The 12136-nt window shown below is 40.0% G+C and carries 9 protein-coding genes and 1 tRNA gene; 3 read left to right on the top strand and 7 right to left on the bottom strand.

Annotated elements, in window-relative coordinates:
- Positions 1-199 precede the first annotated feature (199 nt).
- The 6 genes from ACZFYI_RS07930 to ACZFYI_RS07905 form a co-directional block, all read right to left on the bottom strand.
- Positions 200-1219 carry a PorP/SprF family type IX secretion system membrane protein gene (locus ACZFYI_RS07930; protein ID WP_462523586.1) on the bottom strand — a complete coding sequence of 340 codons (1020 nt, stop codon included), beginning with the start codon at positions 1217-1219 and terminating at the stop codon, positions 200-202.
- On the bottom strand, positions 1219-3513 hold the full coding sequence (locus tag ACZFYI_RS07925) for a PKD domain-containing protein (protein ID WP_462523585.1): 2295 nt from the start codon (positions 3511-3513) through the stop codon (positions 1219-1221). Before ACZFYI_RS07925 ends, ACZFYI_RS07930 begins: the two co-directional genes overlap by 1 nt.
- Before the next feature lie 223 nt (positions 3514-3736).
- Complete coding sequence (locus tag ACZFYI_RS07920; RefSeq protein WP_462523584.1) at positions 3737-5008, bottom strand: adenylosuccinate synthase; 1272 nt, start codon at positions 5006-5008, stop codon at positions 3737-3739.
- Positions 5009-5119: 111 nt separating this feature from the next.
- Positions 5120-5464, bottom strand: a complete 345-nt coding sequence (locus ACZFYI_RS07915; protein ID WP_462523583.1) for an STAS domain-containing protein — start codon at positions 5462-5464, stop codon at positions 5120-5122.
- A complete protein-coding gene (locus ACZFYI_RS07910) occupies positions 5461-5928 on the bottom strand; it encodes a Fur family transcriptional regulator (RefSeq protein ID WP_462523582.1) in 468 nt (155 codons plus the stop codon). Before ACZFYI_RS07910 ends, ACZFYI_RS07915 begins: the two co-directional genes overlap by 4 nt.
- A 344-nt stretch (positions 5929-6272) precedes the next feature.
- Positions 6273-7850 carry a high affinity choline transporter 1 gene (locus ACZFYI_RS07905; protein ID WP_462523581.1) on the bottom strand — a complete coding sequence of 526 codons (1578 nt, stop codon included), beginning with the start codon at positions 7848-7850 and terminating at the stop codon, positions 6273-6275.
- Between the two features lie 343 nt (positions 7851-8193).
- On the opposite strand from ACZFYI_RS07905, the gene ACZFYI_RS07900 reads away from it, so the two are divergent.
- Entirely contained in the window at positions 8194-8907 is a 714-nt protein-coding gene (locus ACZFYI_RS07900) for a CDP-alcohol phosphatidyltransferase family protein (RefSeq protein WP_462523580.1), read from the top strand.
- Positions 8908-9032: 125 nt separating this feature from the next.
- Here the strand turns inward: ACZFYI_RS07900 and ACZFYI_RS07895 are convergent, their stop codons facing one another.
- Positions 9033-11252 carry a RelA/SpoT family protein gene (locus tag ACZFYI_RS07895; protein ID WP_462523579.1) on the bottom strand — a complete coding sequence of 740 codons (2220 nt, stop codon included), beginning with the start codon at positions 11250-11252 and terminating at the stop codon, positions 9033-9035.
- A 129-nt stretch (positions 11253-11381) separates the two neighbouring features.
- Between ACZFYI_RS07895 and ACZFYI_RS07890 the strand changes: the two genes are divergently transcribed.
- Together ACZFYI_RS07890 and ACZFYI_RS07885 are read left to right on the top strand one after the other, a co-directional pair.
- A tRNA-Leu gene (locus tag ACZFYI_RS07890) sits at positions 11382-11463 on the top strand.
- Positions 11464-11573: 110 nt separating this feature from the next.
- On the top strand, positions 11574-12136 hold a 563-nt coding region (locus tag ACZFYI_RS07885; RefSeq protein WP_462523578.1), incomplete at its 3' end, for a trigger factor.

Genomic DNA, 12136 nt, shown 5'->3' with positions numbered 1-12136 from the left:
GAAATTTATTATTTCTTGAGGGAGTGATTGCGGGCCCATTCAGAATATTAATGAATTAATTGAATCAGTCTGCCCGCGTTTGGGATTGCAAAGGTGCAAATCTTTTTTTCAAATGCAAAAACAACCTTGAAAATAAATTTACATTCTTACCAACTTCTCTGAATATCAGGTAGAAAAAATAATTTTAGGCTTATAATTATTAATATTTGAATGTCGGGAGACGTTTTCTTCGGCTTTTATCCCAAAGTTGATTGACAAAAGAATACCGCAAGGATACTTCATGCGCACCTCCCGAATTGCGCCAACCCAATTGCGAAAGTGTAAAATCATAACTGTATCCCAAATCTACGCCGCTCTGAAGAGAGAATCCAATCAGGGCGATCAAGGCCTCGTTATTTGGCAATCCAATCCTCGTAGGAAATCCTCTATACCAAAGTCCGAGAATTATCGGGTCTATAAACAACTCCATCCCAAAATCCAATTGATCAAAGAGTCCCTGCTGTTTGTAGTTAAATGCAAATGACAAAGTCCGCTCCTGTTGGGTATTGTTAAAGTAATCATTGATTGCACCCGGTTCTAGGTCAAACTTGACTCCACCGTGTGCGGAATACCTGATCGGCAAAATATCTTTATCCATGCCCAAATAAGAAATATTTGGCTGGGTAAGGTGATGGCCAGAAAGCCCTAACCAAAATTTTTTATTATAATAAAAAAGCCCAGTATGCAAATCAGCAAAACTTCTTTGTCTTGCATCCGGAATCCCGGCCACACCTCCGGGCAACACCACTCCTTTACTTATGTCCAATTGGGTACTTAATATTACTTCATCAAAGCTTGCCGAACGTGTTGCATAGCTTCCCTGAACTCCCATATGAAGGAAACTTGATTGCCCTAGTCTCAATCTGTAGGAGTACAACAAGCCTATTTCTGTGTTTTGAAGGCTAGCAAGGCTTTCTCTACTCCCATTTATAATAATACCTATACCACTGTTTTTGCTATCGATAAAATGGTCAGCATAAGCAGAAAAAGCGACAAAAGACTGCTCCAAAGCTGGCCACTGGTTTCTGAAGTTGAAACCTATCCTTGTGATTTCGGAACTTCCGGCAAAAGCAGGATTGAGAAATAGGGGAGCTGCATAAAACTGTGAAAACTGGGTATCCTGCGCTTTGGTATATCCAATAGTCAAGACCATGAAAAGAAGAACAAAACTTTTCCCCATTACCTTATCAATAAAAACCGGCCACTTTGTTCTACATCTTCCCCATCAATAGAAACCATTTTGATCCTATACACATAATTTCCTCCCGGCATCAATTCTCCATTGGCTTTCCCATCCCATCCCTCTGTTTTCAAATCATTTGTTCTAAATAGCATGTTGCCCCAAAGGTTAAAAATCAAGATTTCCATCTGAGCAATTCCCCTAACTTTGGGTCTGAAAAACTTGTTTTCTTCTAAGGTTGGAGTAAATCCTGTTGGAAACATGACCCTGAAGCTTTTGGTAATCGACAATTCCTTAGTCACCTGGGCAACACAGCCCAAATTATCTGTTACCGTCAATTTTACCTGAAAGACTCCTTTTTTGCCATAGACATGTGTAGGGTTCTGAACTGTTGAACTTGTACCATCACCAAAATCCCATGACCAAGTCACCACATCATCCGGCGAAAGATCAGTAAACTGAATGTTATCATCGGGAAAAATTCCACCATCTTCATCTCCTTTGACCCCAGTTCCCTGAACTTCAAAGTCAAAATTTGCCTGAAGGGATTGAGATACTATAATTACTTCAAATGCTATTGGCTCTGACCAACATTCCAAATCCTTATGCTTAATTCTTAGGAGATAATTTCCTGAGGAAGAAATGGCTCTCATTCCCTCATTTTCTATCAATTCTCCACCAGGGGTTTCTAATTGGTAATCATAACTCGCCTCATCATAGCCCTGAATGAAATCACGGATATCCAAAGACATGCCGGGTTCACATCCAACCACAGGGTTGGCAATCACCAATCCCGGTAAAGGAGGATTTAACAGGGTAAAAACCGAAGATTCGGTCGGGCAGCTCTTTGAGTTGTAGGCAATAACTTTATATTCACCCGGAAGTATCGCTTGAATCTCTGGAACATCAGAATCAGGAATCAAAATGTCATCCCGGTACCATTCATGTTTTACATATACTTCGTCACCGACTGCCCTTAAAATAACAGGATCCCCCTCACACCGTCTTACTTCATCTATACTGCTGTCCAAGCCTTGGGCTAAAATGTTGACCGGTTCTGGAGATTCCTTGATCAAGAGCTTGATGTAATTGCCTGCAGAGGTTTTTCCATAATTATCCGTAATGGTATAAAATACCTGAACAGTCTGGTCTGTAAATCCGGTATTAGGAAAAAAAGTAAACTCCCCGCCAGTGTCAGAAGCGCGGAAGGTTCCCTGAGGAAGTACCAAAACGCGGTTTTCGGGACGACATCTTGCCTGTGAACAGATGTCTCCCTCCTCTGCCTGAATATCCTCGAGTGAACCATAAAACTGTAAACACCTGATGCTTGAATTCTCATTTGGCAATGTAGCCTCCGCTGTAGTGATCTCATAGGTGTTTTCCTGTCCTTCGCAGGAAGCTTTGTCATCAATGTCCACTCCTTCAGGATTTGAAAGGCCATCCTCATTGGAAACCTCTACAATAAGGTTTCGGATTTCATGGATATTGTTTAGCCCGCCTGTAGAAGCAGTAAATCCAATCTTTAGATTTTTAGGAGCGGGGAAATTGTAGGGCCTATCAAAAATAGTGACCATCCTTGGATTATTTGCCTCGGTGGAAACCAGCATCCTCACCGTTAGAAAATACCCATCACCAAATGGGTCAGGCTGCAAATCCAAAAAGACTTTCCGGTAACCCGGAAGGTTGGGGTCAGTCACCCTGTTTGTACCAGGGCCTCCTGAACTTATTGGAAACTGATCAGAAGCCCTAAGTCCGTCATTTCCTGTTTCCATGGTTTTACGCCCAACAATAAAATTATATCCCAAAAGGCCATTTCCCGGACCCCTGATTACTATGGAGTTGGGCACTAAGGATTCCCCAATCCCGGCAAAACCGCCATTTTTTCCTTCTTGCGTAGTTCCAAAGTTGCCATATTCATCAAATCCGATACCCAAATAAGCCCTGGACAAACCGATTTGACTTCCCCGCTGCGCATAGCCTAAAGATCCACCAAAGCCTCCTGTATTGAATACCGGAGTATCGGCATCAAATAAAAAAGCAACAATTCCATCTGCCCCATTGCCGCCGTAACTGAAATATTCGAATTCCGCTTTGATGCCGTATGTGGAAGAAAAAGGAATGTCAATATAGATGTACCCATTCTGTTCATTGACCGCATCGGTCAGCCTAAGTGCTCCAGCCACTATTCTTGCATTTCCACCAAAAACTGTAGCAGATTGCGTTGAATTATCCGTAAACTTCTCACAATAAGGAAAACCAACCTGCGCTCTAACCTCTTTAAAAAAGGAAAACAAAAAAATTATAGATATAAAGAAAAATATTAATTGTGGTTTAAGTGGGTCAGGATTTTTCAATTTCATGAGAAATCTAAATTGAGATTCATTTTTGGATTTGTAAAATACAGAAACTCTTAAATAATAAAAAGACTTCCTTTTTGGGGAAGTCTATATTTATTTATTGGACAGGAAAAGAAACATTGATATTCTAAATCTGAAATCAGTGAGCCAAATAGCTATGTTATCTTAAAATAGTCTGTTTTCTATCCGGACCTACTGAGACCATTTTGATCGGAACCCCAAGTTCTTTTTCAAGCAAGTCCACATAATTTCTTAATTCTATTGGAAATTTTTCATACTCATTGACTTCAGCCAAAGAAGTAAACCATCCCGGAACTGTCAGGTAAACCGGCTTCACCTCGTCGTTATTCAGCTCATAAGTAAGCCGATCTACTTTGGTTCCGTCCGGCAGTTCGTAATGGGTACAGATTTTAATTTCTTCAAAGATATTGAGTACATCAGCCTTCATCATAAAGAGCTGTGTCACGCCATTGATCATGATGGAATATTTCAAAGCAGGCAAATCAATCCAACCACATCTCCTTGGACGGCCTGTGGTAGATCCAAATTCATTGCCTTCTTTTCTCATCGCTTCGCCCGTAGCATCATGTAGCTCTGTTGGGAAAGGCCCACTTCCCACTCTGGTACAATAAGCTTTGAAAATCCCAAATACCTCCCCGATTTTAGAAGGAGAAACTCCCAATCCGGTACAGGCACCTGCCACCATGGTACTGCTCGAAGTCACAAAAGGATAACTTCCAAAATCAATATCCAACAAAGAACCCTGTGCACCTTCTGCCAATACTTTTTTACCGTAAGCAAGGTAGTCGTTGACCTCATACTCACTGTCAACAAGGTTGAGTGTTCTGAAAAATGCCACTGCCTCAAAGAATGTCTTTTCAAGTTCAGGCAATTGAACCAAGTCAAACTCATAAAAAGAAAGAATCGTCTTATGCTTTTCTACCAAAGTACTGTATTTCTCATCAAAATCAGGAGCCAAAATATCTCCAACCCTTAATGCAACTCTTCCGATTTTATCCTGATAGGTTGGGCCGATACCTTTAAGTGTAGATCCGATTTTTTTGTCCCCTTTGGACTTTTCGTATGCGGCATCCAATAGCTTATGGGTTGGGATGATGATGGTTGCTTTCTTGGAAATAAATAGATTTTTCTTAAAAGCAATATTGAATTTGTGCAGACCTTCAATCTCTTTTCTCAAAACGACCGGATCTAAAACAACCCCATTACCAATAATATTGAGAATATTCTCCCTAAAAATCCCAGAAGGAATCTGATGTAGGACATGCTTGATGCCATCAAATTCCAAAGTATGACCGGCGTTGGGACCGCCCTGGAATCTGGCCACCACATCATATTGCGGAGCCAATACATCCACCACCTTACCTTTACCCTCGTCTCCCCATTGCAGGCCTAAAAGAACATCCATTTTCATTATAATCTATTTGTATAATTGTGTAAAATCAATTCGGCGGTGAAGTTTGTCATATCCCTAAAAATTACCAAATAACTCAAACCTTTTTCTGAAGATATCGCAAAATTCAGTTTAAGCAATTACTTTTTTGGCCTCATCGATACTGGGAAAGACAGTGAAAATATTATTCAACTTGGTAATGATGAGCAATTTTTGGACATGCTCTGATGGGGCGGTAAGATAAACCTCCCCTCCCGAATTTCTCATCTTGGTGAGCATGGTGATTAAAAGGCCTATTCCGCTGGAACTGATATACCTCACTTCACTGAGGTCAACCACAAAAAACTTGATCTTGTCATTTACTGCATCGGATACAAGCTCTACCAATTTGGGACCTACTTCATCTCCTATCAAATCACCTGTCACAAACAGAAAATGGGCTTTCACTTCTTTTTCAATCCTGTAATTTAGCTTCATATCATTGCTTTATTTTCGCAGTTTTCTTTTAAACAAGTTCCGTATAGAATCAAGGAATGGTGTAGGACTTTGAAATTTAAAATTTCACTGACTGTATTTTGGATGTTTTGAATTCTAGGATCGCAAAACTCGAGTACTTTGTTGCATTCAACACAAATTAAATGGTCATGCTGCTTGTAACCGTAAGATTTTTCAAATTGTGCGATATTTTTCCCAAACTGATGCTTGGTCACCAAGTCGCACTCCTCTAATAAATCCAATGTATTGTAAACAGTAGCCCGGCTCACCCGGTAATTTTTATTTTTCATGCTGATATAGAGAGATTCTACATCAAAATGACCTCCTCGTCCATAGATTTCTTCCAAAATAGCGTATCGCTCGGGGGTCTTTCTAAGCTTTTTATTTTCCAAGTAGGCTGTAAATATTTTCTTTACCTCTTCGAAAAGGGTCTGATTTAAGGCCATGAATTTTAGGTTTTTGCAAATATAACTTATCTTATTTAGAAAAGATTCGAATAAGCAAGATAGAAATCCTATTAATCAAACCTTATCACTTTGAGAATTCCTTCGGTCGGGAAAAGTTTTTGTAATTGAAGGAGTTTTGGCTGTTTGTTGATCAACAATTTTCAAATGAGATCAAATGGAGTGAATGATTGAGGTCAAAAAGCATCATTATTCTAATGAAAAGGCAAATATTTAAGCCTTTAAATTGTTTGGTAGATTTTAGTAAAAATCGTAAAGAAATAATAAGGCTTCATAGTCAACAGCAAGATGAAAACGCTGATTTTGTTTGCCTTTCATTGCCAATCTTACTCATCTCCTATCACCAATACCTTAGCGGCATCCCATTTCTGAGTCATCCTAGACACGAAGATTATTGTTAACAAACTACTGACCATTGCTAAAGTGCGGAAAGGAAACAAGACTAAACCATCTTCTATCATCGGATAGTCAATTAAAATAGGCAATCCTAGAGAAGCTTCTCCTCCGCCAAATCTCAAAATCACCCCTACCGCAAAACCTGCCATTGAGCCGTATTTATTTGCTTTTTTGTCAAAAAGCGCAGTCACCAACTGCGGAAAGAGCAAGCAATACACAAAATCACTGCATAGTACCCAAAGGGAATAAACACTTGTCACGTTTAGCGCAATCAAAGTGGCCGCTATGCCAATAATCCAAATCGACGTTTTGATAACTTTATTTAGGCTTTCGGTAGAAATATCAGGCTTCACCAAGGGTCGATAAACGTTCCAACTTGCCAACGAAGATGCCGACAAAATGGACGAATCTATGGAAGACATGACCGCTGCCGCAATTGCTCCGAGTCCAATCGTAGCCACCGCTGTGGGCGTGAGGTAGCGAATGACATAGGGCAAAATCATGGAATTGTTTTCTAAATTGGCTGTTGCTCCAAAATCAGTCCAATCAGTCACATTGCTTCCTATTATGCCAATCATCACTGCCGGGACTGCAGCAATAAGACAGACTACACCTGCAAAAATGGAAAGGCGAACGGCTGTTTTTTCGTCTTTGGATGCCAATACCCTTTGAAAATAAACCTGCCAAGGAATACCTCCAAAGATGAGCAAAAGCGCATAATCCCACCAATACCAATAATAACTCCCCAATGCTTCTTTGCTCGGGATAAAGGTAGCGGCTTCACCTTTCATGGTTTTGTAATTAGTCCAAGCCACATCCCATCCTCCTACTTCAGAAAGGGCAAAGGGAACAACTATCGCCAAGCCAATCAACAAAATTGACATTTGAAGAATATCTGTCAATGCAACTGCCAAAAGTCCCCCAATAGCAGTATAGGCAATAGTAACAACTGCTGATATGATAATAGACGTTTGTGTATCAATACCTAAAACGGTAGAAAATGTAGTGCCGAGTGCCACCAAAATAGCTGCTGTCCAAAATATTTCACCAGCCAATGCAGGCAAAAAAAGCACCGCGCCCATTTGTTTGCCAAAGCGTTGGGCCAATGGATCAAGCATGGTTTTGAAACGGTGACGCCGCATTTTCCTTGCAAAAATCAACCCTCCCAACATCAAACTCAAAGCATATCCCCAAGGTGCCTGCACCCACACCAATCCGTCTCCGTAGGCATATTCTGCAGATCCATTGATATAACCTCCGCCAACCCAAGTGGCACTCATTGTAAAAATTGCAATCCCCAGTGGCAAACCTCGCCCCGCCAACATCATATCGGCTTTTGATTCCTTATTTTGGGCGACAATGGTGCCGTAGTAGAAAATCAAAGCATAAAAAATCATCATGGATGCATAGCCAAACCAAAAAACCTCAGCGTCTGTAAACCAATACAAATACAACCCAAATAAGATTAAAACACCTAGCAAGAAAAGTGTAGGGTAGATTTTTTTCATGGTTTTAAAGGCTGTTGAAATATTAAATTACTTGATCTAGATACTGAGTTTAAAGCTTCCAACATTAAATTGACGCCCTAAGTCAAACACTAAATTGGGGAATTAATATTATGGTGAATTAAGGAAAGGCAATATAATCACTTAAAGATTTCAACTTACTTTTTCACTTATGCTTCTTTCAATCAAATGAAATTAAGGCGTATTTAATACAACAAACAATTCAATAAGTCAATATTTCATTTTTAAACCTCAAATTTCCAATCTCAGCATTTTAAATAAAAACAATAAATTTGTCTCAGAAGCTTAGTAGCTTAATTATGGCCATCCTTATGACAAAATTGTTGTGAAAAAATTCAGCCCTTTTCAATACGTCTTAGCATGGTCTGTACACGCATTTACAGCATCGGGGATGATTTTTGGTTTTTTGGCAATTTTAGCCATTCAAAGCCGAGATTTTGCTCAGGTTTTTGTTTGGCTTACGGTTGCGTTTTTGGTAGATGCAATAGACGGTACCCTTGCTCGGGCTGCAAAAGTTTCAGAGGTATTACCCAATTTCAAAGGCGAATCCATTGACCATGTGATAGATTTTGCAAACTATGCCATTATTCCGGCATATTTTATCCATGAAGCAGATTTATTGCCGGCAGATTTTAAACTCTTAGGCATATCAGGTATCCTATTGGTATCGTGCTATTATTATGGCAAAACAACATACGTTACCCATGATTTTTATTTTGAAGGTTTTCCTATTTTATGGAATTTTGTGGCGTTTTACCTGTATTTTGTATTCGATTTTTCGACAACTACAAATATGGTTTTGCTTTTTTTCATTTGCATCCTTTCGATTTTGCCCTGGAAATACCCCTATCCCAGCCAAACTAAAGAATATAGACTACTTACCTTTACAGTCCTCTTTTTCATAGCAATAGGAATCATTGGGACGGTTGTCACTTTCCCTGAGAAAAACTATTGGATTCAACTGTGTTCCTACATCGGGATAGTCTATATTTTTGGAATGACAATTTTTAAAACATTCTTTTCCAAAATGAAGGACTGAATTCCTACGGGAAAAAATACTTTGAGAGTCATAAGATATTTTTCCTGAAAAAATAAAAACAGCTTGATTCCTGCGGATTAATTAAATATTTAACCAACAGGATTCATGTCCTGACCGCCTGTTGTTCAATCAAACCTTGTCACTTTAAGGATTCCATCAACTTGGGAGAGGTTGGACATGAGTTTCTCAAGGTGCTGTGTACTGTGCACATAAAGCTTGATCGATCCCTCAAATATCCCACTGTCGGAATCCACAGTAATAGATCGCATGTTGACTTTCAGTTCATTGGATATTACCCTGGTCACGTCATTGATAAGTCCCACCCTATCGGTACCTACGATTCTCAATCCCGCCAAAAAGGCAATCTGCTGTTGGCTTGTCCAACGTGCTTTGATTACCCTGTTGCCGTGGTTGGAGAGAAGTTCCAATGCATTTGGACAGGAAGTTCTGTGGATCTTGATGCCTTCATTGATGGTCACAAAGCCGAAAACATCATCTCCTGGGATGGGATTGCAACATTTGGCAAGGATATAATCCACGAGATCCATGTCTTCCCCGATCAGCAATTGGTCATGATCAGGTCCTTTGAGGTTTTTGATCTCTTTGGTGAAAGATGTTTCGTCTTTCACTTTTTCAAAAGAGGCTTTGCCTTTTTGCTTTTTCTGCTCTTTGAATTCCTTAAAGCTTTTTATCGAAGTGGCATCGATAATGCCTTTCCCTACTTTATAGTAAAATTCATTAGGTGTTTTGGTCTCAAAATATGCCCTAAGCTGTTCGACCACCTCAGAATTGAAATCCATCTTCATCTGACGCAGTTTCCTTTGGACAATTTCCTTTCCGTCCATGATGGTGGATTTCTTCTCCTCCCTCAGGGCATCCTTGATTTTAGCTTTGGCACGGGAAGTCACTACTGAATTGAGCCAGTCTTCTGTAGGTTTCTGTTTGTTGGAGGTGAGGATTTCTACCTGATCGCCGTTTTTTAGCTTATGGTTGATAGAAACCAATTTCTGGTTGACTTTGGCTCCAATGCATTTGGCTCCGACTTCTGAGTGGATTTCAAAAGCAAAATCCAAGGCAGTGGCACCATTAGGCAAGACTTTCAATTCCCCTTTGGGAGTAAATACAAAAACCTCATCATGGAATAGATTGCCTCGGAAATCATCCATAAACTCTATTGCTGAACCGTCATTTGATTCCAACAAAGTCCTGACTTGGGTAATCCATTCGTCTAGTCCTGTACCTTTATTCTGCGCGGTATCTTTTTCTTTGTATTTCCAATGGGCGGCATAGCCCCTTTCGGCGATGTCATCCATCCTTACTGTTCTGATCTGCACTTCTACCCATTGACCTGTCTGACTCATGGCAGTCGTATGCAGGGATTCATAGCCGTTTGCCCTTGGAGTACTGATCCAATCTCTAAGCCTGTCAGGATTGGGTCTATAAAAATCCGTTACCACAGAATATACCTGCCAACAGTCCGCTTTTTCATTTTCGAGCTCACTGTCAATAATGATCCGAACAGCAAATAAGTCATACACCTCCTCAAAAGGTATATTCTGTGATTTCATTTTGTTGTAAATCGAAAAAATAGATTTTGGTCTTCCTTTGATGGTAAAATTGAATCCCTGTGAAAGCAGCTCCTCTTCTATCGGTCCGATAAAATTCTTAATAAATTTGTTTCTGGAGAGCCTGGTTTCATTGATTTTGTTGACTATAAAAAGATAAGTCTCAGAATCCGTAAATTTCAGATATAAGTCTTCGAGTTCTGACTTAATGGCATAAAGACCCAATCTGTGAGCAAGAGGGGCATAGAGATACATGGTTTCGGAGGCAATTTTCAGCTGCTTGTGTCTTGGCATGCTGTCAAGTGTACGCATGTTGTTGAGCCTATCTGCCAATTTGATCAAAATAACCCTCACATCATCAGAAAGAGTGAGGAGCATTTTCCTGAAGTTTTCCGCCTGCTGGGAAGAACCGTATTCAAATACCCCTGAAATTTTTGTCAATCCATCAATGATTTGGGTGACTTTTGTGCCAAATTCCCTTTCGATGTCTTCCAATTCCCAATCTGTATCCTCTACCACATCATGAAGCAAAGCGGCAACGATACTTGTCGTCCCCAGACCGATTTCTTCAACACAAATCAAAGCAACCTCCAAAGGATGGTAGATATAGGGTTCGCCGGATTTCCTCCGCATTTCCCTATGGGCTTCATTGGATACGTTAAAAGCCTTTTTGATTATCTTGGCATCGCCGGGTTTCAGGACACGCTTGGCCATTTTCAAAAGCTTTCTATATCTTTTTAAGATTTCCTTTCTTTCCTCTTCCAGGTCTATTTCTATCATATTATCGAAGCTAAAGCAATTCTTTTTTCAAAACAACCCGTCTTGTAGGGTTTTTAATAAATTTTGGAACGAATTTTATTCCAATTTTTGCAAGTTTAATTTTACTTATTACCTTTGCATCCACAAATCGCGGATGTGGCGAAATTGGTAGACGCACTAGACTTAGGATCTAGCGCCGTAAGGCATGGGGGTTCGAGTCCCTCTATCCGCACGCTTCTCAACCCTCAATCAACTTTCCGGCTTCGAACCTGGTAAAAGGACTTCGAAATAAGAAATGGGATTGGGGGTTTTTAAATTCAAATCACACCAAAATAAAGCAAATTGGAAATCTCATTAGACAAGCACGCAGCAAATCAGGCTTCAGTTAAAATTAAATTAAATGAGGCAGATTATCAACCCAAGGTGGATGCGAAAATTAAGGACTATGCAAAAAAGTCCTCGATTAAAGGCTTTAGGCCTGGCAAAGCACCAATTACCATGGTAAAAAAGATGTATGGTACCTCGGTACTTGTAGACGAAATCAATTCGATTCTTACCTCTTCTCTAAATGATTATCTGAAAGCGCAGACTTTTAAAATATTGGGAGACCCTCTACCAATGATTGAAGAAGCTGCGAATATCGATTGGGATTCCCAAAAAGAATTTGAATTCAAATACAAAATAGGTTTTGTCGATGATATCTCCGTCAGCATCGAAGGTGTCGATGCCGTGTCTTACAAAATGGATATGGATGAAAAAGAAGTCGATGACGCGATCCAAAACCTTCGCAGCCAATATGGAAAGATGACTAATCCGGAGGTCAGTCAAGAAAATGATTTCCTCTACGGTGACCTAAAATCTGAGGATGGATCATTTGAGAAAACCTTTTCAATGCCGCTTTCTGC

The organism is Aquiflexum sp., from assembly GCF_977115555.1.
The sequence above is the reverse complement of the archived record's forward strand: the minus strand, read 5'-3'. Positions and strand labels throughout refer to the sequence as shown.